The organism is Paracoccus sp. (in: a-proteobacteria) (assembly GCF_046289755.1).
In the GTDB taxonomy this organism is placed as follows: Bacteria; Pseudomonadota; Alphaproteobacteria; order Rhodobacterales; family Rhodobacteraceae; genus Paracoccus.
In genome coordinates, this window is the sequence record NZ_JBKBVD010000028.1 from 1 (window position 1) to 25,100 (window position 25,100).

Annotated in this window: 23 protein-coding genes, 1 tRNA gene and 2 pseudogenes; 17 read left to right on the top strand and 9 right to left on the bottom strand. The window is 68.0% G+C overall.

Annotated features, from left to right (window positions below; translation table 11 throughout):
- The coding region (locus ACK41U_RS11525) for a serine hydrolase domain-containing protein (RefSeq protein ID WP_409680058.1) at window positions 1–1,007 on the top strand (1,007 nt) is incomplete at its 5' end.
- A gap of 18 nt (window positions 1,008–1,025) precedes the next feature.
- Here the strand turns inward: ACK41U_RS11525 and ACK41U_RS11530 are convergent.
- On the bottom strand, window positions 1,026–1,475 hold the full coding sequence (locus tag ACK41U_RS11530; RefSeq protein WP_409680061.1) for an outer membrane protein assembly factor BamE: 450 nt from the start codon (window positions 1,473–1,475) through the stop codon (window positions 1,026–1,028).
- Between the two features lie 153 nt (window positions 1,476–1,628).
- Between ACK41U_RS11530 and ACK41U_RS11535 the strand changes: the two genes are divergently transcribed.
- The 11 genes and pseudogenes from ACK41U_RS11535 to ACK41U_RS11585 form a co-directional block, all read left to right on the top strand.
- The gene (locus ACK41U_RS11535) at window positions 1,629–2,198 is read left to right on the top strand and encodes a YceD family protein (protein ID WP_409680064.1); all 570 of its coding nucleotides are present in this window, start codon (window positions 1,629–1,631) and stop codon (window positions 2,196–2,198) included.
- 211 nt (window positions 2,199–2,409) lie between these two features.
- Window positions 2,410–2,616: a 50S ribosomal protein L32 gene (gene rpmF / locus ACK41U_RS11540; RefSeq protein ID WP_409680067.1), complete on the top strand. Its 207-nt coding sequence runs from the start codon at window positions 2,410–2,412 to the stop codon at window positions 2,614–2,616.
- Between the two features lie 22 nt (window positions 2,617–2,638).
- Window positions 2,639–3,745 carry a phosphate acyltransferase PlsX gene (gene plsX / locus ACK41U_RS11545; protein ID WP_409680070.1) on the top strand — a complete coding sequence of 369 codons (1,107 nt, stop codon included), beginning with the start codon at window positions 2,639–2,641 and terminating at the stop codon, window positions 3,743–3,745.
- 32 nt (window positions 3,746–3,777) lie between these two features.
- Complete coding sequence (locus tag ACK41U_RS11550; protein WP_409680180.1) at window positions 3,778–4,746, top strand: beta-ketoacyl-ACP synthase III; 969 nt, start codon at window positions 3,778–3,780, stop codon at window positions 4,744–4,746.
- Between the two features lie 180 nt (window positions 4,747–4,926).
- Window positions 4,927–5,463 carry a TRAP transporter small permease subunit gene (locus ACK41U_RS11555; protein ID WP_409680073.1) on the top strand — a complete coding sequence of 179 codons (537 nt, stop codon included), beginning with the start codon at window positions 4,927–4,929 and terminating at the stop codon, window positions 5,461–5,463.
- Window positions 5,453–6,775 (top strand): TRAP transporter large permease subunit, encoded by a 1,323-nt coding sequence (locus ACK41U_RS11560; RefSeq protein ID WP_409680075.1) that lies wholly within the window; start codon window positions 5,453–5,455, stop codon window positions 6,773–6,775. Before ACK41U_RS11555 ends, ACK41U_RS11560 begins: the two co-directional genes overlap by 11 nt.
- Window positions 6,776–6,805: 30 nt before the next feature.
- On the top strand, window positions 6,806–7,891 hold the full coding sequence (dctP, locus tag ACK41U_RS11565; protein WP_409680078.1) for a TRAP transporter substrate-binding protein DctP: 1,086 nt from the start codon (window positions 6,806–6,808) through the stop codon (window positions 7,889–7,891).
- 111 nt (window positions 7,892–8,002) lie between these two features.
- Window positions 8,003–8,311: an integration host factor subunit alpha gene (ihfA, locus tag ACK41U_RS11570; protein ID WP_409680081.1), complete on the top strand. Its 309-nt coding sequence runs from the start codon at window positions 8,003–8,005 to the stop codon at window positions 8,309–8,311.
- Between the two features lie 11 nt (window positions 8,312–8,322).
- Window positions 8,323–8,910: a MerR family transcriptional regulator gene (locus ACK41U_RS11575; protein WP_409680084.1), complete on the top strand. Its 588-nt coding sequence runs from the start codon at window positions 8,323–8,325 to the stop codon at window positions 8,908–8,910.
- Between the two features lie 79 nt (window positions 8,911–8,989).
- Window positions 8,990–9,067: transfer RNA gene (locus tag ACK41U_RS11580), tRNA-Pro, on the top strand.
- 80 nt (window positions 9,068–9,147) lie between these two features.
- Window positions 9,148–10,221, top strand: a pseudogene (locus ACK41U_RS11585) (2'-deoxycytidine 5'-triphosphate deaminase); the annotation flags it as partial.
- Here ACK41U_RS11585 and ACK41U_RS11590 read toward each other — a convergent pair.
- From ACK41U_RS11590 to argS, 7 genes are all read right to left on the bottom strand, one after another.
- On the bottom strand, window positions 10,218–11,324 hold the full coding sequence (locus ACK41U_RS11590; RefSeq protein WP_409680087.1) for a class I SAM-dependent RNA methyltransferase: 1,107 nt from the start codon (window positions 11,322–11,324) through the stop codon (window positions 10,218–10,220). The pseudogene ACK41U_RS11585 and the gene ACK41U_RS11590 sit on opposite strands and share 4 nt — an antisense overlap.
- A gap of 40 nt (window positions 11,325–11,364) precedes the next feature.
- Window positions 11,365–11,601, bottom strand: a complete 237-nt coding sequence (locus tag ACK41U_RS11595) for a hypothetical protein (RefSeq protein ID WP_409680090.1) — start codon at window positions 11,599–11,601, stop codon at window positions 11,365–11,367.
- Window positions 11,602–11,623: 22 nt separating this feature from the next.
- Window positions 11,624–12,283, bottom strand: a complete 660-nt coding sequence (gene scpB / locus ACK41U_RS11600) for an SMC-Scp complex subunit ScpB (RefSeq protein ID WP_409680093.1) — start codon at window positions 12,281–12,283, stop codon at window positions 11,624–11,626.
- Window positions 12,267–13,103 (bottom strand): segregation and condensation protein A, encoded by an 837-nt coding sequence (locus tag ACK41U_RS11605; RefSeq protein WP_409680096.1) that lies wholly within the window; start codon window positions 13,101–13,103, stop codon window positions 12,267–12,269. Before ACK41U_RS11605 ends, scpB begins: the two co-directional genes overlap by 17 nt.
- A 48-nt stretch (window positions 13,104–13,151) precedes the next feature.
- Window positions 13,152–14,132 carry a beta-N-acetylhexosaminidase gene (gene nagZ, locus ACK41U_RS11610; RefSeq protein ID WP_409680099.1) on the bottom strand — a complete coding sequence of 327 codons (981 nt, stop codon included), beginning with the start codon at window positions 14,130–14,132 and terminating at the stop codon, window positions 13,152–13,154.
- A gap of 7 nt (window positions 14,133–14,139) precedes the next feature.
- Window positions 14,140–15,279: an SPOR domain-containing protein gene (locus ACK41U_RS11615; protein ID WP_409680102.1), complete on the bottom strand. Its 1,140-nt coding sequence runs from the start codon at window positions 15,277–15,279 to the stop codon at window positions 14,140–14,142.
- Between the two features lie 68 nt (window positions 15,280–15,347).
- Window positions 15,348–17,090, bottom strand: coding sequence for an arginine--tRNA ligase (gene argS, locus ACK41U_RS11620; protein ID WP_409680105.1), 1,743 nt, complete (start codon window positions 17,088–17,090; stop codon window positions 15,348–15,350).
- Window positions 17,091–17,348: 258 nt separating this feature from the next.
- Between argS and ACK41U_RS11625 the strand changes: the two are divergent.
- Both ACK41U_RS11625 and lnt read left to right on the top strand, forming a co-directional pair.
- A pseudogene (locus ACK41U_RS11625) lies at window positions 17,349–19,007 on the top strand (DEAD/DEAH box helicase); the annotation flags it as partial.
- 554 nt (window positions 19,008–19,561) lie between these two features.
- Window positions 19,562–21,145 (top strand): apolipoprotein N-acyltransferase, encoded by a 1,584-nt coding sequence (gene lnt / locus ACK41U_RS11630; RefSeq protein ID WP_409680108.1) that lies wholly within the window; start codon window positions 19,562–19,564, stop codon window positions 21,143–21,145.
- A 39-nt stretch (window positions 21,146–21,184) separates the two neighbouring features.
- Here the strand turns inward: lnt and ACK41U_RS11635 are convergent, their stop codons facing one another.
- Window positions 21,185–21,814 carry a DnaJ domain-containing protein gene (locus ACK41U_RS11635; RefSeq protein ID WP_409680111.1) on the bottom strand — a complete coding sequence of 210 codons (630 nt, stop codon included), beginning with the start codon at window positions 21,812–21,814 and terminating at the stop codon, window positions 21,185–21,187.
- Window positions 21,815–21,897: 83 nt separating this feature from the next.
- Here ACK41U_RS11635 and ACK41U_RS11640 point away from each other — a divergent pair, with 83 nt between their 5' ends.
- The 3 genes from ACK41U_RS11640 to recJ all read left to right on the top strand — a co-directional run bounded on the left by ACK41U_RS11640 (window position 21,898) and on the right by recJ (window position 25,022).
- Entirely contained in the window at window positions 21,898–22,149 is a 252-nt protein-coding gene (locus ACK41U_RS11640) for a BolA family protein (RefSeq protein ID WP_409680182.1), read from the top strand.
- Window positions 22,150–22,230: 81 nt separating this feature from the next.
- Window positions 22,231–23,196 carry a class II fructose-bisphosphatase gene (gene glpX, locus ACK41U_RS11645; protein ID WP_409680113.1) on the top strand — a complete coding sequence of 322 codons (966 nt, stop codon included), beginning with the start codon at window positions 22,231–22,233 and terminating at the stop codon, window positions 23,194–23,196.
- An 89-nt stretch (window positions 23,197–23,285) separates the two neighbouring features.
- On the top strand, window positions 23,286–25,022 hold the full coding sequence (gene recJ / locus ACK41U_RS11650; RefSeq protein WP_409680116.1) for a single-stranded-DNA-specific exonuclease RecJ: 1,737 nt from the start codon (window positions 23,286–23,288) through the stop codon (window positions 25,020–25,022).
- Window positions 25,023–25,100 lie beyond the last annotated feature (78 nt).

Sequence of the window (25,100 nt, forward strand, 5' to 3'; positions counted from 1 at the left end):
TGATCCTGACCGCCGGCCTTGCGCCGCTGCTGGCCGCGCCCGCGCTGGCCCCCTCGCGGGCCGAGGCCAGCCTTGCCCCCCTGCTCGCGCGCGCCGACGCGCTGGAGCCGTTGCGCGCCATTGCCGTCTGGCGGGGTGGCGCGGAAATCGCCGCCCGAGGCTATCACGGCTTTTCGCCCGACAGCCCGACGAATATCAAATCGGCCTCGAAATCGGTGATCTCGGCGCTGGCGGGCATCGCCATCGGGCGCGGGTTGCTGGAGGGTGTGCATCAGCCGATCGCGCCGATCCTGCGCGGGGACCTGCCTGCCAATCCCGATCCGCGCCTGAACCAGATCACGCTGGGGCATCTGCTGTCGATGCAGGCGGGGCTGGAGCGGCAGTCGGGCGCCAATTACGGGCGCTGGGTCAGCAGCCGCAACTGGGTGCGCGCCGCGCTGGCCGCGCCCTTCACCCAAGCCCCCGTCGGGCGGATGCAGTATTCCACCGCCTCGACCCATCTGGTGGCGGCGGTGCTGACGCGGGTGACGGGGCGGCCGCTGCTGGCGGTGGCGCGCGACTGGCTGGGGCCGATCCCCGGCTTTGCCATCACCGGCTGGGACCGCGACCCGCAGGGCATCTATCTGGGCGGCAACCAGATGGCGATGAGCACCCGCTCGCTGCTGGCCTTTGGCGCGACCTATGCCCAAGGCGGTCGCGCGGGCGGGCAGCAGGTGGTGCCCGCCGCATGGATCGACGAAAGCTGGCAGTCGCGCACGGCCTCGGTCTTCAGCGGCGAGGGGTATGGCTATGGCTGGTTTGTCGGCCGGATCGGGGGCCAGATCGGGGGGCGCGCGGTGCGCTATGGCTGGGGCTATGGCGGGCAGATGGTCTATGTGTTCCCGGCATCGGGGCGCCAGCCTGCCAGCGTGGTCGCGATCACCTCGGACCCGGACCAGCCCTCGGCCCGGACCGGGTATCGCAACGAACTGCACCGGCTGGCGGGTGAGCTGGTGCGGGCGGTGTGAGCACCACCCGCGCCGCGATCAGTCGATGAAGTCGCCGGCCTGGAAGTTGCCCAGATTGCCAAGAAGCTGGCCGATCAGCGAAATCTCGGTCACGCTGCCCTCGGTCACGCGGCGTGACAGGGTGACGACGCGGCCCCGCTCCAGCCCGAAGCGTTCGATATTGCTGACCGTGCCGCCGGGCGCGAACGTGATGGCGACGACCTGACGGTCAACCTCGCGCGCGGGGGCGGCGCCGTAATCGCGCCAGCGCGAGCCGACGTAATACCAGCCCGACCCGGTCAGCAGGCCCTGCGCCGAGGGGCGCCCGATCAGGCCGGGCAGGTCGTCCATATGCGTCTGGCCCACCTGCACCTGCGCCAGATCCGTTTCGGGCGGCACATAGCCGTGATTGCGATAGACCGGCGTACAGGCGGCAAGCCCCAGAACGGCCAGGATCGCGATGGTCAGCAGGTGTCTGATGGCTGACATGGGGCAGGTTCCTCACCTTGGGTGCCCCTGGGGGCGGTTGACGCGGCTGGCCCTGCCTAGCAAACTCGGCCCGCACGCTCAAGAATGACAATCCATGGGCAAGAATGACAATCCACGGGCCGCGTTCCGCCGCCCAGCACAGAAGGCCGCATTGTGGCAGACCCCAGACCCGACCTGAAGATCGCCGACCCGCAGGCCCATCCGCAGCGCCTGCGCGTGGCGCATCTGAACCCGAACACCGCCACCGGCTTTCTGCTGCGCCCCAGCGGCGAGGTGCGTGCGGCCATTGCCGCCGAACTGGGCGTCAATGCGCTGACCCGGCTGGAGTTCAGCGGCGATGTGCGCGCCGAAAGCGGCGATGGCTGGCGGCTGGACGGGCGGCTGACGGCGCGGGCGACGCAGGCCTGCGTGGTGACGCTGAAACCCGTGCGCACCGAAATCGACGAAAAGGTGCAGTTGCGTTTCTCTCCGCATCTGTCGGAGCCCGATGCCGATGAGACCGAGATGCCCGACGAGACGCTGGAGCCGCTTGGCAGCTTCATCGACCTGACCGCCGCCATGACCGAGGCGCTGTCGCTGGCGCTGCCGCCCTATCCGCGCGCGGAGGGTGCGGAACTGACCGGGGCCGCACCCGAAACCGAAGCCGGGCAGGCCGAGGACAGGCGCCGCCCCTTTGCCGGGCTGGACAAGTTGCTGCGCGGCGACGGCGACAAGCCGGTCTGAGGCCGCAGACACCGAATCGGCTTGCCTTGCGGGGACAGGGGCTTTATGGCGCCGCAATCGTGCTGTCTTGTCCGATAAACCTGTTCCTCCGCAGCCGCGAGGGCTTGCGGGCGGGGCGCTCTTCGCGTATCTGCGCGGTTCATTTACGAATTCAAATCTCCCGGTGCCAAGGCGTTGCCACGCCGCACCCAGACAAAACCGAGGTGGTGACATGGCTGTCCCTCAGAATCGCGTAACCCGCTCCAAACGCAACATGCGCCGTGCGCATGACGCGCTGGTCGCGGGCAACCCGAACGAATGCACCAATTGCGGCGAGCTGAAGCGCCCGCATCACGTCTGCCCGTCCTGCGGCCATTATGCCGGTCGCGAGGTCATCGCGCAGGCGAACGAGATCGACCTGGACGAAGACGCGGCCTGATCGGGTCTGGTCCGGCCATTTCATGAGCGTTGATCCCGCGACCCCGCACGCACCGCGCGTCCCCCAGACCGGGGGCAGCGTGGTGATTTCGGTTGATGCGATGGGCGGCGACCGTGGCCCGTCTGCGGTGGTGGCCGGCATGTCGGCCAGTGCCGACAAGAACCCTGACATCAGGTTCATCGTGCATGGCGATGGCGAGGTGCTGCGCGGTCTGATCGGCCGCCGCAAGGCGCTGGCCGGTCGCTGCGAGATCCGTCACGCCGACACGGTCGTGACGATGGAGGACAAGCCCAGTCAGGTCGTCCGCAAGGGCGCCGGCAGCTCGATGTGGTCCGCCATCGAATCGGTCCGCGCGGGCGAGGCCAGCGTGGCCGTGTCCTGCGGCAATACCGGCGCGCTGATGGCGCTGTCGATGCTGCGCCTGCGCAAACTGCCGGGCGTGAACCGCCCTGCCATTGCCTGCATGTGGCCCTCGCGCAATCCGCAGGGGTTCAACATCATGCTGGATGTGGGCGCCGATATCCGCGCCGACGCCCATGACCTGCTGCAATATGCGCTGATGGGCGCCTCTTATGCGCGCAACGGCATGGGGCTGGAGATGCCCCGGATCGGCCTGCTGAACGTGGGCACCGAGGAACACAAGGGCCGGACCGAGCTGAAACAGGCCGACGACCTGATCCGCGCCGCCGCGGCGGACGCGCAGTTCAGCTATGTCGGCTTTGTGGAAGGGGGCGATCTGCCCTCGGCCCGCGTAGACGTGATCGTGACGGATGGTTTTACAGGCAACATCGCCTTGAAGACCGGGGAAGGGACGGCCAAGCTGGTCGGAGATTTTCTCAAGGACGCGTTCTCGAAATCCATCATGTCAAAATTCGCAGCCCTTCTGGCGATGACCTCGCTGCGCCGCCTGCAAAAGCGGATTGATCCGCGCCGTGTGAATGGCGGGATCTTTCTTGGCCTGAATGGCACCGTGGTCAAATCGCATGGCTCGGCGGATGCGATGGGCGTGTCGGCGGCGATCAAGCTGGCCTTCACCCTGTCGAAATCGGGTTTTCAGGACCGGCTGGCCGCGCGCGTCGCACAAGGCGCCCCGGCAGCAGCACCCGGCGAAGCAGGAGCCGCGAATTGATCCCCGACCCCACGAAGGCCGACCCTGCGACCATGCGTTCCGTCATCACCGGAACCGGCCATTACCTGCCCGAGCGGATTGTCTGGAACAGCTGGTTCGAGGACAAGGTCGAGACGACCGACGAATGGATCCGGTCCCGCACCGGGATCGAGCGGCGCCATTTTGCCGCCGAGGGTCAGACCACCAGCGATCTGGCGATCCGGGCCGCAAAGGCCGCGCTGGACCGCGCCGGGATCACGGCGGCGGATATTGACGGGATCATTCTGGCGACCTCGACCCCCGATTTCACCTTTCCCGCCGTGGCCACGATGGTCCAGCAGGGGCTGGGGATGAAGCACGGCTTTGCCTATGATGTGCAGGCCGTCTGCGCGGGCTTTGTCTTTGCGCTGGCCAATGCCGATGCAATGCTGCGCGCGGGGCTGGGCCGCCGCGTGCTGGTGATCGGAGCCGAGACGTTTTCGCGCATCCTGGACTGGACCGACCGGGGCACCTGCGTGCTGTTCGGCGACGGCGCCGGGGCCGTGGTGCTGGAGGCGCAGCCGGGCACGGGCCAAAGCAGCGATCGCGGCATTCTGGCCTGCGACCTGAACAGCGACGGCAATTACCGCGAGCTGCTGTATGTCGATGGCGGCGTGTCGACCACCGGCACGGCGGGTGTCCTGCGGATGCAGGGCAATCTGGTGTTCCGCCATGCGGTCGAAAAGCTGGCGCGCACCGCCCATGATGCGCTGGACAAGGCCGGTCTGAGCTCGGCGGATGTCGACTGGCTGGTGCCGCATCAGGCGAATATGCGCATCATCACCGCCACCGCGCAAAAGATGCAGCTGCCGCTGGACCGCGTGGTGCTGACCGTGGCCGATCACGGCAACACCTCGGCCGCCTCGATCCCGCTGGCGCTGTCGGTGGCCGATGCCGAAGGGCGCTTTCAGCCCGGACAGGTCATCGTGACCGAGGCGATCGGCGGCGGGCTCAGCTGGGGTTCGGTCGTCCTGCGCTGGTAGGCTGTTGCGCAGGCCGGCACCTCACGGGCGAAATTCTGCAACCCCCGAAACTTCCGTTACGTCATGGTGCAAAACGCCGCGGCGTCACGGGCGGCTGTTGACACATCTCTCCCCGATCTGAACACTGGCATTGCGCAGGTGCAGAAACGACACCTGCCGACCTTGGGGAGGGTTCAGTCAGTGCCGATCATCCGTCTGATCGACGGCATCAACGAGGTCGTGGGCCGAATCGTATCGGTCGTGGCGATCGCGTTTGCCGGGATCATCATTTACGACGTTTTCATGCGCTATATGCTGGGTCAGCCGACCCGGTGGGCGTTTGACGTCACCAAGCAGCTTTACGGTTTCTACTTCATCATGCTGGGCGGTTACGCGCTGCGCCATCAGGCCCATGTCCGCGTCGACCTGCTGACCGCCGCCATGCGCCCCACCCTGCGCCGCTGGGTCGAGGTGGCGGGATATGTCATCTTTTTCTTCCCCTTCGCCTGGATCTTCACCCGCCGCAGCTATGATTTCGCCATGACCTCGTGGCGGCAGGGCGAGCTGACCTATGGCGCCGTGCAGCTGCCGGTCTATCCGCTGAAAATCGCGATGTTCGTCGCCGCCTGCCTGCTGCTGATCCAGGGGGTCAGCGAGGTGCTGAAACTGATCCTGAACCGCGCCCCGCATATCTATCAGAACCTTCCCGATCAGACGGAGCCTGCCGATGTCCGGTGAAATGATTGCACTGGTCATGTCGGGCCTGCTGCTGCTGGGCCTGTTCATGGGGCATCCGCTGGCGATGGTGCTGGGCGGCACCGCCGTTCTGGGCGCCTTTATCGCGGGCAAGCCGATGGTGCTGGGCATCGTCATCAACCGCATCTTCGGCGATGTGCTGGACAATTACGTGCTGATCGCCATTCCGCTGTTCGTGCTGATGGCGCGGTTCCTGTCCGACAGCGGCGTCACCGACCGCATGTTCGAGGCGCTGCGTCACCTGATGGCGCGAGTCAAGGGCGGTCTGGGCCTTGCGGTCGTGTTCATCTCGATCCTGCTGGCGGCGACGACGGGCATCATCGGTGCCTCGATCACGGTGATGGGGGTGATGGCGCTGCGCCCGATGCTGCAATACGGCTATGACAAGCGGCTGGCGACGGGGCTGATCGGCGCCTCGGGCTGTCTGGGCATTCTGATCCCGCCGTCGATCATGCTGATCCTGATGGCGTCTTACGCGCCGGGCCTGTCGGTGGGGCAGCTGTTCGCGGGCGCGATGGTGCCGGGGCTGTTGCTGGGGGTGATGTATGCGATCTATGTCGTGATCGTCGCATGGGTCCGCCCCGACTGGGCGCCGCGCGTCGAGGTCGCCGACCAGATCAGCCGCGCCGCCATGTGGAAGATGCTGGTGGTCGAGGCGCTGCCGCCGCTGGTGCTGATCCTGGGCATCCTGGGATCACTGCTGGCGGGCATCGCCACCGCGACCGAGGCCAGCGCCATCGGCGCGGCTCTGGCGCTGCTGATCGTGATCGGGCGCGGGCGGTTCCGGTGGGCCAGCTTTTACACCGCCCTGCTGGAGACCGGGCGCACCAGCGCCATGATCCTGTTCATCGTGGTGGGCGCCACGGCATTCACCGGCGTGTTCAACATCACCGGCGGCTTGCGCGCCAGTCAGGATCTGATCCGGGGGCTGGCCGACGATCCCTATACGCTGATCGCCGTCATGCTGCTGGTCGTGTTCATTCTGGGCATGTTCCTTGACTGGACCGGCATCGTGCTGCTGTCCTTCCCGATCTTTCTGCCGCTGGTGGCCGAAATGGGCGTCGATCCCTTGTGGTTCGTCGTGCTGATGGCCGTCGTGCTGCAGACCAGCTTTCTGTCGCCGCCCTTCGGGTATGCGCTGTTCTACATGCGCGCCATCGCCCCACCCGATGTGAAAACCGGCGACATCATCATGGGCGTTCTGCCCTTCATCGCGCTGGTGCTGCTGATGTGCGCCGCGATGATCCTGTTCCCTGCTTTGGTCACGTGGCTTCCTGCCACGCTCTATGGCTGAGGCGTGTTTTCACCGAGGAGGCTCTGAAACATGACGAAACTTCTGTCCACCGCAGCCATTGCGCTGGCCGTTGCCACACCCGCGATGTCCGAAACCTGGACCATGACCTCGACATGGCCCTCCAGCCTCGAACTGATCGAGATCGACAAATACTGGGTCGATATGGTGGGCAAGCTGGTCGATCCGGCCACGCTGACCATCGAATTCTATGACGGCGGCAGCCTTGTCCCGGCGGGCGAGGTGTTCGGCGCGGTCGAATCGGGCACGATTCAGGCCGGGGCCGACTGGCCGGGGTATTGGGCGGGGCGCAACAGCGCGTTCTCGCCCCTGTCGACCACAGCCAGCCTGTTCAGCGCCGTGGATTACGTGAACTGGATTCAGGAATGGGGCGGCGCCGATCTGTATAACGAGATCTATGGCCAGTTCGGCATGGTCTATCTGCCCTATGGCGTGACCAACAACGAATCGGGCTTCCGCACGGTCAGCCAGCCGATCCGCACGATCGAGGATCTGGAGGGGCTGCGCCTGCGCCTGTCGGGTCTGGAACAAGGCCGCCTGCTGGAGAAACTGGGCGGCAATCAGGTCAGCATGGCGGGCGGCGAGATCTATCAGTCGCTGGAACGTGGCGTGATCGACGGGGCCGAATTCTCGACGCCCAACGTGGATTACTCGGGCGGCTTCCAGCAGGTGACGCAATACTGGTCGACGCCGGGCTGGCACCAGTCGGCCTCGGTCTTCGGGGTGATGATCAACAAATCCTCGTGGGATGCGCTGGACGAACAGACGCAGGACCGCCTGAAAGTCGCCGCCGACGCCACCATGCTGTGGAGCCTGTCCTTCACCGAACGCCGCGCCACCGAGGCCTATCGCCAGTTCGAAGAGGCGGGGACCGAGATCAACCGGCTGGACGACGCGACGCTGGAGCGGATTCAGGAACTGGCCAACGAGACCATCACCGAGGTCGCCTGCGAGAACCCCGATTCGGCCAAGGTCTATGCCAGCATGATCGGCTATCTTGAGGATTATGCGACCTGGCGCGACGCCTCGGCCCCGTTCAATCTGGGCCGCACTCCGAACGGCCCGGATCTGGCCACAATCGCGGCCTGCGCGGAATAATCGGCGCGAATCCCTCTTGCAAGTGTCGGGCGGGGAACGATATCCCCGCCCTTCTCGTTGACAGGATGAACGAAGCGCAGCATCCTTTGCAGCAGAGATTGAGGAACGAGCATGGGCGACAAGACTCTGACCCGAATGGATCTGGCCGAAGCGGTCTTCCGCGACGTCGGATTGTCGCGGCACGAATCTTCACAACTGGTCGAAAGCGTGCTGAACCACGTCTCGGACGCACTGGTTCAGGGCGAGCAGGTCAAGATCTCGTCCTTTGGCACCTTTTCGGTGCGTGACAAGAACGAGCGGATCGGCCGCAACCCCAAAACCGGGGAAGAGGTGCCGATCACACCGCGCCGTGTCCTGTCCTTTCGCCCGTCGCATCTGATGAAAGAACGTGTGGCGGCGGGCAACAAGCGCAAGGGATAACCGCAGGGACCATGCAAAAAGGTGACGACGCATTCCGGTCGATCGGCGAGGTGGCTCAGCTGATCGGCGTCGCTGCCCACGTCCTGCGCTATTGGGAAACGCAGTTTCCACAGCTGAAACCGATGAAGCGGCCTGACGGGCGCCGCTATTACCGCCCTGATGACATCCGCCTTGCTGCCGGTCTGTACGAAGTTCTGCGCGACGATGGCATGACCATCCGGGGCGCACGCAAGCTGATCGCCGTCGACAAGGGCGCGACGATCCGCGCGCGCGGAGAGCAGCGGCTGGCGCAGCCGGTCCAGCCGGAGCGCGCAGCGCCTGCCGCGCGCGAACCGGCGCCGCCACCCGCGCCCGTGGCCGCAGCAACCGTGCCACCTGCCCGGGATCACCACCCGACCGGGACGGCACAGCAGCCCGACCTGCCCCTGTTCGTCATGGCCGGAACACCCGCCCCTGCAAGCGTTTTGCCCGGCGACTGGCTGGGCCGCCTGATGACATTGCGCCGTGCTTTGGGACGTCTGCGGCCCAACGATCCGCGCTGGTCTGCGGCCTGCGCGGCGGCGCACCGGCTTGGCCAGCGCATCACCGGCCATTCCTGACAGGACATTGCGATTTGGTGACGAAATCCGCATCGCGGCCCTTGTGCAGCCCTGCAAGATCGCTCTATACGATGCGCGTCGGGCCGTGGCGCAGCCTGGTTAGCGCGTCCGTCTGGGGGGCGGAAGGCCGAGAGTTCGAATCTCTCCGGCCCGACCATTCCGAAAACGCCTGTCCTCTGCCGAGGATGGGCGTTTCCCTTTTGTGCCCCAAACAACCAGCATTCAACCAGCGAGGCCCGGATGAACGGTGTTCTGCCTGATGTCGACATCCGCGCCCTGATCGACACGGGCGTGATCCGCGCCGATCTGCCGGTCACCCCGGAACAGGTCCAGCCCGCCAGCCTTGATCTGCGCCTGGGCCAGACCGCCTATCGCCTGCGCGCCAGCTTTCTGGCCGGGCGCGGGCGGCGCATCACCGACCGGCTGGCCGACATGCAGATGCACCAGATGGACCTGTCGGCGGGCGCCGTGCTGGAACGCGGCTGCGTCTATCTGATCCCGCTGATGGAGCGGATCGCCCTGCCGCCCGGCCTGTCGGCGGTGGCAAATGCGAAATCCTCGACCGGGCGGCTGGATCTGCTGACGCGGCTGGTCACCGATGACGGCACCGAGTTCGACCGCCTGCCCGAGGGCTATGACGGCCCGCTCTATGCCGAGATCTGCCCGCGCAGTTTCTCGGTTCTGGTCCGCCCCGGCATGCGGCTGAACCAGCTGCGGTTGCGCGACGGGCAGGCCGTGCTGTCCGATCCCGAACTGGTGGCCCTGAATGCGGCGCAGTCGCTGGTCGGCGGCGCGCCTGCGCTGATCGACCAGGGACTGGGCTTTTCGGTCGATCTGTGCCCGGATGCGGGCGATCTGGTGGGCTACCGCGCCCGCCCCCATAGCGGCGTGATTGATCTGGACCGGATCGGCGCCTATGACGCCCGCGATTTCTGGGACGAGCTGCGCACGACCGAGGGGCGGCTGATCCTTGATCCGGGCGCCTTCTACATCCTCGTCAGCCGCGAATCGGTCGCGATCCCGCCCGATTACGCCGCCGAGATGGCGCCCTATCTGGCGATGGTGGGCGAGTTTCGCGTGCATTATGCCGGGTTCTTTGACCCCGGTTTCGGCATCGGCACCAGTGGCACCGGCGCGCGCGGCGTGCTGGAGGTGCGCTGCCACGAGGCGCCCTTTGTGCTGGAGCATGGGCAGGTCGTGGGCCGGCTGGTCTATGAGCGGATGCGCGCCCGGCCCGAACGGATGTATGGCGAGGGGATCGCCTCGAACTATCAGGGGCAGGGCCTGAAACTGGCCAAGCAGTTCCGCTAAAGCGGACCCGTCTGCCACAGCCGCACCTTCAGCCCGCCATGCGCCACGATCGGCCCCGGCGCCTGCCATGGCAGGCCGGTGGCCTTGGCCAGCCCCGCCTCGGAGGTGACCATGCCGATACGCCAGCCTTGCAGGCGGGTGCGGAACACCTCGCCCATCGCGGCGTGCAGGCCGAACAGCGGGCCTTTGCCGCCGATCCGGGCGCCGTAAGGCGGGTTCACGATGACGATGCCCGGCGCGCAGTCGGGGCGCAGCAGATCGGACAGCGGCGCCATGTGGAACCGCGTCAGCGCCGTGACGCCCGCACGTTCGGCATTGGCCAGGCTCATGCGGATGGCGCCTGCGTCGCGGTCGCTGCCAAAGAACTGCGCGGGTGTGTCGCGGGCGGGGGTGGGACGGCGCAGGGCCTCCCATGCGGCGGGGTCGAAATTCGCCAGCTGCTGAAAGGCAAAGGCACGGCTGCGGCCGGGGGCGAGGCCCGCCGCGATCTCGGCGGCCTCGATGACGAAGGTGCCCGAGCCGCACATGGGATCATAGACCGGCTGGCTGCCGTCAAAGCCCATTCCGGCCAGAAACATCGCGGCCATCGTCTCGCGCATGGGGGCCTTGGCGACGGCCTGCTTGTGGCCGCGCTTGTGCAGCGATTCGCCGGTGGTATCGAGGCTGAAGGTGACCAGATCATCGTCGATGCGGGCCTTGACGACCATGGGCGCATCGGCGGCCAGCGGCGCGCCGGTGGTCTCGGTGATGGCACGTTCGATGCGCTGCGTGGCGGCGCCCGCGTGATAGATGCGCGAGGCGTGGCAGGTCGTGTCCACCTTCACCGCCAGATCGGGGCGCAGCAGATCGCCCCAGGGGAATTTGCGCGCGCGTTTGTCCAGCTGCGCCAGATGCATGGCGCGAAAGCCGCCGATGCGAGCCAGAACGCGGGTGGCGCCGCGCAGCCACAGGTTGGCGCGCCAGACATCGGGCCAGCCGCCGCGGATGGTGACGCCGCCGGGCTGGGTGACGGGCTGCCAGCCAAGCGCTGCGGCCTCGGCGGCCAGAGGCGCCTCAAGGCCCGGCGTGGCAACGAGAAAGATGTCGAATTCAGGATTGTCCATCGCGCAGCCCTAGCGCGGGCCGCGCGAAAAGGCCACAGGGTCAGCGGCGGGTCATGCGGCTGGCGGTGCGGGCGCGTTTGGCAATGTCGCGGGACTGTTTTTTCTTTGCGCCTGCGGGCGTGCGGGGCGCTGTGCCATCATCGGTCAGGTGGTCATCCTCAGGTCGCGCCCGCGTGCCCTTGCGCGAGACCTGCGAGATGCCCTTGTTGAGGCCCCAGTTCATCGCCCGGCGCATCACCAGCCGGGTGAACATCGAAATAATGCGGTTCATATTCATCGGCGGTCCCCTGTCGGTTCCATCACTCCTCTCCGAACAGATCCTCGTCCGGCGCTGTCTGTATATCACCATCCCCGTCCTGCGGCGCAAGGGAAAGCCCCAGCCCCTCGGACGGGGGGCGGGCATCCAGCAGCCCGGCGGCGCGCAACTCGGCCAGTCCCGGCAGGTCGCGGGCGGATTCGAGGCCGAAATGGTCCAGAAACGTCTCGGTCACGACAAAGGTGGCGGGGCGGCCCGGCGTCATGCGGCGGCGGCCCACGCGCACCCAGTCCATCTCGATCAGCTGATCCAGCGTGCCCCGGCTGACGGCAACGCCGCGGATTTCCTCGATCTCGGTGCGGGTGACGGGCTGGTGATAGGCGATGATCGCCAGCGTCTCGATCGCGGCGCGCGACAGGCGGCGGGTCTCGACCGTCTCGGTCTGCATCAGGAACGACAGGTCGGGTGCGGTGCGGAAGGCATAGCTTTCGCCGGTCTTTTCCAGCACCACGCCGCGCCCCTGATAGGTGCGGCGCAGGGCGGCAACCGCCTCGGCGGGGTCGCAGCCGACCGGCAGACGCTCGGCCAGATCGCGCAGGGTCAGGGGCTGCTGCGCGGCGAAAAGGATCGCCTCGGCCATACGCTCCTGCTGGGCCAGCGGGGGGGGCGGAAAGTCGGGGGCGGGGTCAGTCGCGGTGGTCATGTGGTCCCTGCCGATAGTGGATGGGCGCGAAAGTCTCGGCCTGACGTATCTGCAACTGTCCCTGACGCGCAAGTTCCAGCGCGGCGGCAAAGGTCGCAGCGGTCGCACTGCGCCGCCGCGCCGGATCGTCGGACCAGCCGTCGGGCAGAAACGCGGACAGATCGGTCCATTCGCCGGCAAAGCCGATCATGCGGCGCAACCGTTCCAGCGCCTGCTCCATCGTGAAGACGCCGTCGCGGTCAAAGGCATAGGGGCGGAATTCGTCGCGGGTCTTCAGCCGCGCATAGGCGCGCATCAGGTCGATCAGCCCCGCCTGCCACTGCGTGCGCCGCCTGCGGGCGACGAATTCGGGGGCGCCCCGGACAAAGCGCGAGATGCCCAGCCGGTCGCGCGCCATCAGCTGCGCCGCCGCCTGCCGCATCGCCGCCAGCCGCTCCAGCTGAAAGGCCAGATGGGCGGCCATATCCTCGGCCGAGGGGCCTTCGGCTTCGGGGTCGGGCGGCAGCAGCAGCCGCGATTTCAGAAAGGCCAGCCACGCGGCCATGACCAGATAATCGGCCGCCAGCTCGATCCGCAGCGCGCGGGCGCGTTCGACAAAGACCAGATATTGCTCGGCCAGATGCAGGACGCTGATCTTCATCAGGTCCACCTTCTGCGTGCGCGCCAGCGTCAGCAGCAGGTCCAGCGGCCCCTCATAGCCCTCGACATCGACGATCAGCGCCTCTTCGGCGCGGCGTTGGGCGACGGCATCGCTGTCCGGCTCGTCCTGCGGGGGCGGGTCGGGAACGGGCTTGAGGTAGGGGCGTTCGGGGCCTGACACGCGGTCTCCTGACTGGGACGGGCAGAGTCCCGCCCGCGCGGCCTGCTGTCAAGCCGTCAGGCGCTGCCATTCGGCCCGCAGTGCTGCCAGATCGGCGGCATCGGGCGCATGGCGCAAGGCCAGCGCGGCGGTGGCGCGGCGGGCGGCGGCGGGGGTCATGGCGCCAGCGGCGGCGACCACCGGGGCCATCTGGTCGATGCTGCCGTTGCAATGCAGCACCAGATCGCAGCCCGCCGCGATCGAGGCGGTGGCGCGGTCGGCATGGCTGCCGGGCAGTGCGTTCATGGTGATGTCATCGGTCATCAGCAGCCCGTCAAAGCCGATCGCCTGACGGATCAGGCCGATCATGCGCGCCGATTGCGTCGCGGGCGCATCGTCCAGCGCCGAGAACCGGATATGCGCGGTCATCCCCATCGGCAGGTCGGCCAGCGCGCGGAAGGGCGCGAAATCCAGCGCCTCCAGATCCGCCAGCGGCGCGTCCACCTGCGGCAGGTCGTGATGGCTGTCGGCCTGCGCGCGGCCATGACCCGGCATGTGCTTGACCACCGGCAACACGCCCGCCGCTAGCATGCCGTCCGCCGCAGCCCGGCCCAGTTCGGCGATGCGCACCGGATCAGAGCCAAGGCAGCGGTTGCGCAAGAACGGATGGGTCTGCGCCTGCGCCACATCCAGCGTCGGCGCGCAGTTGCTGTCGATGCCCACCGCGCGCAATTCCTGCCCGATCAGGTGATAACGCAGCCACATGGCGCGGCTGCCCGCCTGCGCCTGATCCAGCGGCGCGGGCCAGTCGGTCCAGTGGGGGGCGCGCAGGCGCTGGACGCGCCCGCCCTCCTGATCGACGGTAATGACCGCCTCGCGGCCCACCGCCGCGCGCAGATCGCCGGTCAGGCGGCGCAGCTGGTCGGGGCTGTCGACATTGCGGCCAAAGAGGATAAAGCCCCAGGGATCGGCCTCGCGGAAGAACGCGGCCTCGTCCGGGGTCAGGGCGGTCCCGGCGATGCCGCCGAGGATGGTCGCACCATGGGTCATCGGGGGCTTACTGGCCGATGGCCAGACAGTCGGTGCCCGAGGATTGCAGCGCCGAGCAGAACTGCCGTGCCTCGGACAGCGCCCCAAAGCCCGCAACGCGCAGCCGCCAGAAGGTGCGGCCATTGGACTGGTGCTGCTGGATCACCGGGGCCTTGCCAGAGAACAGCGAGGAATGGCGACCGGCCAGACGGGTCCATTCGCCCTGGGCGATGGCGTTGCTGTCAAAGGCGCCGACCTGCACGACCGGGCCGCTGGCAGAGCTGGCCGCGACCGGCGCCGGGGGCGGCGGTGCGGGGGTGGCCTGAGCCTGAACCTGAGCGGGCGCGGGGGTGGGGGCCGCCGCAGGGGCCGCCGCCGCCACACGGGTCACCCGCGGGCGCGGTGCCGGGCGGGCCGACGTGACCAGCAACCCGGTATCGGCCTGCGCTTGCGCCAGCGCCTCGGTGATGGCGGTGGCCTGTGCGGGGGCGCCGGTCTCGTCGGTGACAACCTCGGTGATCGGGCCTTCGGCGGCGGGGGCGTCGATGATCGCGGCCTCGCTCACGGCCTGATCGGCCAGCGCGCGTTCGGCGGCAGCAGCGGCCTGAGCCTCGGCCTGCGCACGGGCCTCACTGTCGGACAGGGGCACGATGGGCTCGCCGGTGAAGGTCAGCGGCGTTTCGGTCGGGTTCGCCGGCTCGCGTGCGATGGCACCCAGCTGGCCCATCGGCAGATCGCCCGGCGCCAGATCGACAGCCGAAGGCGCAATTGCCACCTGCTGGGTCGGCGCAGGAGCCTCGCCGCCGGCCACGTTGTTCACGGCCAGCCCGGTATGGGGCGTCAGACGACCGCCCGGTTCCTCGGGGGCCGTGCGGGCCTCGCCTTCGATGGCGGAAATCACCGGCACGCCGGAGACGTCGCGCGACACAAGCTGCCAGCCCCAGGCCATCAGCCCGACCATCAGCCCGACCGAGGCGACCGCGCCCATATAATGGGTCAGCCGCACCAGCCGCGCGGGCAACCCGTCCGGCTCGGGCAGGACGCCCTCGGGGCCGCCGGGATCATCACCGGGTCGCTGGCCCCAGCCTGCCTGGTCGTAGGAGAATTCGCGCTTCACCTTGTGCCGCGAGAAAACATAGCCGCCTTCGCGGAAATCCATCACTGCCATTTGCCTGCCTGCCGGTTGATCCGGTTGAATCTTTGACTGCTCGAACGCTCCGGCGGTGTGGCTGTTGATCAGCGCATCTCATCCACCGGCGCGACGCCAAGAATACCCAAACCGCTTGAAATCACAACGCCAACCGCCCGGACCAGAGCAATTTTTCCCTGGCTGGTTGCGGCGTCGCCATCCTGGATGAAACGCAGCGAGGTGTCGTCATTACCGCGATTCCACAGCGAATGCAGGTCAGAGGCCAGTTCGTAAAGGAAGAATGCGACCCGGTGCGGCTCATGCGCGCGGGCGGCATGCTCGACCAGACGCGGCCATTCCGCCACTTTCCGCGCCAGTTCCAGTTCCGCCGGATGGGCCAGAACCGCCAGATCCGCCCCGGCAAGGGTCGAATCGTCGACGGCGATTCCCGCATCGTGCGCGCGGCGCAGCACCGAATTGATCCGCGCATTGGCATACTGGACATACCAGACCGGGTTGTCCTTGGACTGCTCCAGCACTTTGGCAAAGTCGAAATCCAGCGAGGCGTCATTCTTGCGCGTCAGCATGATAAAGCGGGTGACATCGGCCCCCGCCTCTTCGACCACATCGCGCAGGGTGACAAAGGTGCCCGCGCGCTTGGACATCTTGAAAGGCTCGCCGTTCTTGAACAGCCTGACCAGCTGCACCAGCTTGACATCCAGCGGCACGCGCCCGTTCGACAGCGCCTTGACCGCCGCGTTCATGCGCTTGACATAGCCGCCATGGTCGGCGCCGAACACGTCGATCAGCTTGTCAAAGCCGCGCTCGATCTTGTCCCAGTGATAGGCGATGTCGGGGGCAAAATAGGTCCATGCGCCATCCGATTTCTGGATCGGGCGGTCGACATCATCGCCATGCGCGGATGAACGGAACAGCAACTGCTCGCGCGCCTCCCAGTCTTCGGGCAGCTTGCCCTTGGGCGGTTCCAGCGTGCCGCGATAGATCAGGTCCATGCTTTCCAGCCGGGCAATCGCCGCCTCGATCCGGCCCGTACCATACAGCGCCTTTTCGCTGGAATAGACATCCATCTGCACGCCCAGAATGGCCAGATCGCCGCGGATCTGCTCCATCATCTGTTCGGTGGCAAAATTGCGGATGTCTTCCAGCCAGTCCTCTTCGGGGCGATCCAGCAGGCTGTCGCCAAAGCGCGCCTTCAGCGCCTCGCCCACCGGGATCAGGTAATCGCCGGGATACAGGCCCTCGCGGATTTCAGGCTCCAGCCCGTGCGCCTCGCGGTAACGCTCATAGGCGGACCGCGCCAGCACATCGACCTGCGCGCCGCCATCGTTGATATAATATTCGCGCGTCACGTCATGGCCGGTAAAGGCCAGCAGCCGCGCCAGCGCATCGCCAAACACCGCGCCACGCACATGGCCCACATGCATGGGGCCGGTGGGGTTGGCGCTGACAAATTCGACATTGACCTTGCTGCCTGCGCCCAGATCCGAACGCCCAAAGCCCGCGCCCGCCTGCAAGGCCGCCGCCACGACGCCCTGCCAGACCGAGGGCGCCAGCCGCAGGTTCAGAAACCCCGGCCCCGCCACATCGGCGCTGGCGATGCGCGGATCGGTCAGGCGCGCGGCCAGCTTTTCGGCAATCTCGCGCGGCTTCATGCCCGCAGGCTTGGCCAGCACCATCGCGGCATTGGTGGCCATGTCGCCATGCGCGGGATCGCGCGGTGGCTCGACCGTCACATTGGCAAGGTCCAGGCCCTGCGGCAGTTCGCCCGCCCCGGCCATCTGGTGCAGCGCGTCGAGAACGACTGCGCGGATGTCGTTAAACAGGTTCATCGGTGCCCCCGGCTGGTTCCGGTCGTCACCTAAACGATGCAAAGGCCAAAAGGTCAACCGTCTGAGGCGCCTGTGTCACCCTTGCGCGGCGGCAATTCTTGACGCGGCGCGGCTGTTGGTCTACTGGCATGGGCGACCTGCATCCGGCAGGCGACAGGCGGGGCGTCTGAAACTGCGTCCCATCACAGCCGCAAAACGCATTGCGCGCGGCATGGAACGCAGCACGCCCCCACGGGGCGTGAACACAGAAAGCCCCGAATGACCAAGTTTTCCGATCTGAAACTCGACCCCAAGGTTCTGCAGGCCATCGCCGAGGCAGGATATGAGACCCCGACCCCGATCCAGTGCGGCGCCATCCCGCCCGCGCTTCAGGGCCGTGACGTGCTGGGGATCGCACAGACCGGCACCGGCAAGACGGCGGGCTTCGTGCTGCCGATGATCACGCTTCTGGGTCGTGGCCGTGCGCGCGCGCGCATGCCGCGCAGCCTGGTGCTGTGCCCGACGCGCGAACTGGCAGCCCAGGTGGCCGAGAATTTCGACATCTACGCCAAGCACACCCGCCTGACCAAGGCGCTGCTGATCGGCGGCGTCAGCTTTGGCGAGCAGGACAAGCTGATCGACCGCGGCGTCGATGTGCTGATCGCGACGCCCGGCCGGTTGCTGGACCATTTCGAACGCGGCAAGCTGCTCTTGACCGGCGTGCAGATCATGGTCGTGGACGAGGCCGACCGCATGCTGGACATGGGCTTCATCCCCGATATCGAGCGCATCTTCCAGATGACGCCCTTCACCCGCCAGACGCTGTTCTTCAGCGCCACCATGGCGCCCGAGATCGAGCGGATCACCAACACCTTCCTGCATTCGCCCGAGCGGATCGAGGTCGCCCGTCAGGCCACCACCAGCGAAACGATCACCCAGCGCCTGGTCGAGCTGCGCCCCTCGCGCAAGGATCAGACCGCCAAGCAGAAGCGCGACCTGCTGCGCTGCCTGATCGAGGCCGAAGCCGAAAAGCTGACCAACGCCATCATCTTCTGCAACCGCAAGGTCGATGTGGACATCCTGTCCAAATCGCTGGCCAAGCACGGCTATGACGCGGCCCCGATCCATGGCGATCTGGAACAAAGCCAGCGGACCCGCACGCTGGAATCCTTCCGCGACGGCAAGCTGCGGCTGCTGATCGCCTCTGATGTGGCGGCGCGCGGTCTGGACATTCCGGCCGTCAGCCATGTGCTGAACTATGACCTGCCCAGCCATGCCGAGGATTACGTCCACCGCATCGGCCGCACCGGCCGTGCGGGCCGCCTTGGCACCGCGATCAGCATCGCGATCCCGTCCGACGAGAAATACCTGACCGCAATCGAGGCGCTTGTGAAACAGACCCTGCCCCGCGCGCCGCTGCCCGAAGGCTTCTCGACCTCGGACGCTGCCGCCCCCGCCCCGCACAGCCGCGACGACGAACGCGAGAGCCGCCCCGGTGGCGCCCGCACCCGCCGCCGCAGCAGCAAGCCCCGCGACGAGGACCAGCCCGCAGCGGCAGCCCCGGCCCCTGCACCTGCGCCTGTGCAGCAGCCCAACCGCACCGAAGAACGCCCCGCCGCGCCCGAACGCCGCGACGAGCCGCGGACGGAACGCCGCCCCGAGCGTCAGGAAGACCGGCGCGACGAACGGCGCCCGGAACGCCAGGACGACCGCCGTGAGAGTGGCCGTGAGGGTGGCCGCGATGGCGGACGCGATGGCGGGCGGGGACGCAACGGCTCGGACAATCGCGGCCCCCGGATCGTCGGCATGGGCGATCACGTCCCCGGCTTTATGCTGGTTGAACTGCGCAGCAGCCTCGCCAGCGCCGCCGACACCGGCGACGACGTGACCGAGTCCGTCGCCGACAGCACCCCGGCGCCTGCGACTGATGCGCCCGCAAAGCCCAAGCGCAGCCGCAGCCGCTCGCGCAGCAAACCGGCAGAGACCGAGGCGCCGCAACAGGTGGCAGAACCCGGCACGGATGCTGTGACCCCGGTTGCTGGGACCCCGGTTGCTGGGACCGAGGCACCGACCCAACCCGAAGCCGCGATCAGCGAGGCGCCGCAACCGGACGCCCCGCAAACTGACCCCGTTCAGCCCGAGGCCCCGGCCCCGGTCGCCGAAGAGGTCAAGCCCAAGGCAACCCGCAGCCGTCGCAAAAAGACCGACGCGCCCGAAGCCGAGGCCGAACCGGCCCCCAAGCCCCGCCGCAGCCGCAAACCGGCGGCAAAGCCGGCAGACACGCCGGACGAGGCCGCAGCCGAACAGCCCGCAGCCGCTGACACCGCAGAGCCCAAGCCCAGGGCGACCCGCAGCCGTCGCAAAAAGACCGACACGCCCGAAGCCGGAGCCGCCGAAGCCCCCGCGCCGAAACCGCGCCGCAGCCGCAAGAAAGCGGATACGGCCGATGCGGATGGCGCTCAGCCCAGGGACGCAGCCGACACCCAAGCGTAATGCGCGCCCGCCTGACCCGATCCCGCCTGCACCCGCCGCGGCTGACCCGCCGCGGCAGGCCCCCCCTCAGACAGCTCTGGCCCGATTTCGGGCTGGGCGCTCTGGCGGCGCTGGGTCTGGCGCCATTCGGGATCTGGGGCGCCACGCTGGCAGGGCTTGGCCTGCTGATCTGGCGCCTTGCCCGCGCACGCCCGGCGGCGGCCTTCTGGCATGCTCTGGCAGCAGGCACCGGCTGGTTCGCGCTCGGCCTGTTCTGGATCGTCGAACCCTTCCTCGTGCAGCCACAGATCCACGGCTGGATGGCGCCCTTTGCTCTGGCGCTGATGGCCCTTGGCGGCGGGCTGTTCTGGGCCCTGCCAGCATGGGCCGCCGCGCGTCTCGCAGGCGGCTGGCGACGTCGGGCGCTGGCGATCGCGGCAGCGCTGGTCCTGTCGGACTGGCTGCGCGGCTGGATCTTTACCGGCTTTCCCTGGGCGCTGACCGGCCATGTCTGGATCGACACGCCCTTGGGCCAGTCGGCGGCATGGATCGGCGCCATCGGCCTGTCGGCGCTGACTCTGGGGCTGGCGGCGCTGCCGACCCTGCTCTGGCGCCCGATGACGCCGCGCCTCGGTGGCATCGCGCCGGGGGCAGCCCTTGCGGCGGCGCTGACCGGCGCGCTCTGGGCGGTGGGGCTGACGCGCCTTGCCGCACCGCTTCCGCCGGACCATCCCACACGGCTGCGCATCGTCCAGCCCAACGCCGCACAACATCTGAAATGGGATCCCGACTATTCGGCCCTGTTCTTTCGCCGCCTGCTGGACCTCTCGGCCGAACCCGGCCCGCGTGATCTGGTGATCTGGCCCGAAACGGCGGTGAACTTCCTGCTGGATCAGGCGGACGAGGTCCTGCCGGTCATGTCCGAGGCCGCAGACGCCCCCCTGATCATGGGCATCCAGCGCCGCGAGGGCACGCGCTTTTACAACAGCCTGACCACCATCGCCCCCGGAGGCCGGGTCACACAGGTCTATGACAAGTTTCACCTCGTGCCCTTCGGCGAATATATCCCCTGGGGCGACACGCTGGCGCGGTTCGGCATCACCGCCTTCGCCGCACAAGCGGGCAATGGCTACACCCCCGGTCCCGGCCCGCAACTGATGCGCGCCCCCGGCGCCCCCGACTTTCAGCCCCTGATCTGCTACGAGGCGATCTTTCCCCAGCACCTGCGCGCGCCCGACCAGCGCCCCGGATGGCTGCTGCAGGCCACCAATGACGCATGGTTCGGCCGCATCTCGGGGCCCTACCAGCATCTGGCGCAGGCCCGGCTGCGCGCCATCGAAACCGGCCTGCCCATGGTGCGCGCGGCCAATACCGGCGTCAGCGCCGTGATCGACGCACGCGGCCAGATCCGCGCCAGCCTGCCCCTGAACGCGGCGGGAAAGATCGACGCCCCCCTGCCCGGAGCCCTGCCCCCGACCCCGTGGACCCGCACCGGCGACCTGCCCGCAGTCATCCTGCTGGCACTGATCCTTGCCGCGACCGCCCTGCCACCGCGCCGCACCCCTCCTGCAGCGGTCCGCAAATATCCGCGGGGGAGTCGCTGAAAGCGACGGGGGCGGCAGCCCCCTTGCGCCCTCGCGGACCTAGTCGCGGATAAAGCGGCTGTCCTTGATCTGATCCCAGGCCCAGACGACCTCGGACAGCCGGTCCTCGTCAGACCGGTCGCCGCCATTCATGTCGGGATGCAGATCCTTGACCAGCGACTTGTACTGCTTGCGGATCTCGGTGCGGGTCCAGTGGTCCTTGGCCTCAAGAATATCCAGCGCCTTGCGCTCGGTCGGCGGCAGCTTGCGCGCCGAGGACTGGGCGCGGGCCTCAGGGGCGGTGCCGTTCGCACCCAGGATCTCCAGCGGGTCGCTGACGCCATGACGCGCCCATTTCTGTTCCTCTGCGGCCCGGCCAAAGGGCTTGGTCGGACGTTCCCATACGGTGGCGTTGTCGATGAACTGCTGGAATTCCTCTTCGGACTGACCCTGAAAATAGTTCCAGTTCGCGTTGTACTCGCGCACATGCTCTTTGCAGAACCAGAAATAATCGTCCAGATTCCGGGGGTTCTTGGGCGCGCGATACTGGCCCGGCTCGTTGCAGCCCTCGCGTTCGCACATGCGGGTCGAGGTCTCGAAAGCGCCGGACATGCCGCGCCGCCCCTTCGCCTTGCGCTTCTTGTCCTTTGCGGCCGAAATGTCGAAACCGAACGGGTCGTTCTTGCTCATGTCGGGGGCACCTTTGCGACTCGGAGGCGGCAGTTTATGCTATTTACCGGGACATGAAAGGGCTTGACGCCATGCAGAAGACGATGATTGCCGATGAGATGTCCGCCCGGCTGGCCGTGCTTGAGCCCCGGCATCTTGAGGTCACGGACGAAAGCGAGGCCCATCGCGGCCATGCGGGCTTTCGCGAGGGCGGCGAAAGCCATTTCCGCATCCGCATGAGCAGCCCCCGCTTTGCCGGGCTCAGCCGGATCGGCCGCCACCGGCTGGTCCATGCCACATTGGGCGACATTCTGCCGCGCATCCACGCATTGGCGCTGGAGCTGTCAGAAAGCTGATACGTTAGCGCGCGCAGGCTTGCCGCTGGAACAGCCGGTCCCTAAAAGCCACCTGAACTCAGGACAAGAGGGACGAGGGACATGACCGCGCCGAAAGATTTCAACGACCGCATGCTGTCTCTGGGGCTGGCCCGCGTCAGCGAGGCGGCGGCCCATGCGTCGGCCCGGCTGATCGGTCGCGGCGACGAGAAGGCCGCCGATCAGGCCGCCGTCAACGCCATGCGCGACCAGCTGAACATGCTGGACATCAAGGGCGTGGTCGTGATCGGCGAGGGCGAGCGCGACGAGGCGCCGATGCTGTTCATCGGCGAAGAGGTCGGCACCGGCATTGGCCCCGACGTGGACATCGCGCTGGACCCTCTGGAAGGCACCACCCTGACCGCCAAGGACATGCCCAACGCGCTGACCGTGATCGCCATGGCGCCGCGCGGCACGCTGCTGCACGCGCCCGACGTGTATATGGACAAGCTGGCCGTGGGGCCGGGCTATCCGGTCGATGTCGTCAGCCTGGACATGTCGCCTGCCGATCGTGTGCGCGCACTGGCGGCGGCACGGGGCTGCGCGCCCTCTGACATCACCGTCTGCATTCTGGAACGCCCCCGCCACGAGGACATGATCGCCGAGGTCCGCGAGACCGGTGCCGCGATCCGTCTGATCACCGATGGCGATGTGGCGGGTGTGATCCACTGCGCCGAGGCTCAGCTGACCGGCATCGACATGTATATGGGCTCGGGCGGCGCGCCCGAAGGGGTGCTGGCGGCGGCGGCGCTGAAATGCATGGGCGGGCAGATGTGGGGCCGGCTGATGTTCCGCAACGAGGATGAAAAGGGCCGCGCCCGCAAGGCCGGGATCACCGATCTGGACCGGATCTATGCGCGCGACGATCTGGTCACCGATGACGTGATCTTTGCCGCGACCGGGGTGACCGATGGCTCGGTCGTCGCTGGCGTCAAGCGCGAGCCGGGCTATCTGACCACCGAAACGATCCTGATGCGGTCCAAGACCGGCTCGGTGCGGCGGATGATCTATCGCAACCCGGTCAAATAGGTTAGGCGGGGTGAAAGGGGGGCGCTGCCCCCCGTCCCCTGTCGGGGACTCCCCCCGGGATATTTTCGTGAAGAAGAAGACGAGGCAGCGTGGCATATCTGGGCGTGGACAGCTCGATCAGCGGGCGGCGCTGGATCGGCCCTGAGGCCGGACTGGAGCGGCGGGCCGAGGGGCTGGCGCAGCAGGCGGGCCTGCCGATCGCGGTGGCGCGGGTGCTGGCCGAGCGGGACGTGGCGCCGGAGGATGTGGCCGGGTTCATGACCCCGCGGCTGCGCGACCTGCTGCCGGATCCGCTGGCGTTGCGCGATATGGAGCGGGCGGCGGTGCGGCTGGTCGAGGCCGCCGTAGCGGGGCAGCGGATTGCGATATTTGCCGATTACGATGTCGATGGCGGGTCCTCGGCGGCGCTGCTGATCGACTGGCTGCACAGTCAGGGGCGGCAGGCGACCCTGTATATTCCCGACCGGATCGACGAGGGCTATGGCCCCAACGCCCCCGCCATGGCCGGACTGGCCGCAGCCCATGATCTGATTGTCTGCGTCGATTGCGGCACCCTGTCCCATGACGCGCTGGCGGCGGCGGCGGGCTGCGATGTGATCGTGCTGGACCACCATCTGGGGGGCGAGACGCTGCCCCCCGCGCTGGCCGTGGTGAACCCCAACCGGATGGATGAGGATGGCAGTCTGGGCCATCTGTGCGCGGCGGGTGTGGTGTTTCTGACACTGGTGCAGGCGGGCCGGGTGCTGCGCGGGCGCGGGTTGCCCGAGCCGGATCTGATGGCGATGCTGGATCTGGTCGCGCTGGCGACGGTGGCCGATGTGGCGCCTCTGATCGGGGTGAACCGCGCCTTTGTGCGGCAGGGGCTGGCCGTGATGGCGCGCAGGCAGCGGCCCGGGCTGGTGGCCCTGTCCGATATTGCGCGGCTGGACGGGCCGCCTGCCGCCTTTCATCTGGGCTTTCTGCTGGGGCCGCGCATCAATGCCGGGGGCCGGGTGGGGCGCGCCGATCTGGGCGCGCAATGTCTGGCCTGCCGCGACCCGCGCGAGGCCGTGCGTCTGGCGACCCAGTTGGACGAGCTGAACCGCGACCGCCGCGCGATCGAGGCTGCCGTGCGCGAAGAGGCGCTGGCGCAGGTCGAGGCGCGGGGCGATACGCGCCTGTCCTGGGCTGCGGGCGATGGCTGGCATCCGGGCGTCGTGGGCATCGTCGCCGCCCGCGTCAAGGAGGCCACCGACCTGCCCTCGGTTGTGATCGGGGTCGAGGGCGGGATCGGCAAGGGCAGCGCCCGCTCGGTTCCCGGGGTCGATCTGGGCCATGCGATCCAGCGGCTGGCGCAGGAGGGGCTGCTGCTGAAGGGCGGCGGGCACAAGATGGCGGCGGGTCTGACCGTCGAGGAGGCGAAGATCGCCCCCGCCATGCAGCGCCTGTCTGATCTGATCGCCCGCGATCTGGACGGGCGCCGCGGCGCGGGCGATCTGCGCATCTCGGGGCTGCTGGAGCCCTCGGGCGCGACCCCGCAGATGTATCGGATGCTGGAGGATGCCGGTCCCTTCGGTCAGGCCGCCCCGGCGCCACGTTTCGCCTTTGCCGATCAGCTGATCGACAGCGTCGCCACCATGGGCGACCGCCATCTGCGCTTGCAGTTCCGCAGCGCGGGCGGCCCGGCGCTGGAGGCCGTGGTCTGGGGCGCGATGGATGGCCCGCTTGGGCCTGCGCTGTCCGGCGCCAGGGGGCGGCGCTTTCATCTGGCGGGCAAGCTGGACCTGTCCACCTGGGGCGGGCGCGAGCGGCTGCGCCTGCGGCTGGACGACGCGGCCCCGGCCTGAACCAACTGCCGCCTGGGCGGGTTCTGGTCAGCGGCCCGCCGCGCCGTTACCCTTGCGCAAGCGACAGAGGAGATCCCG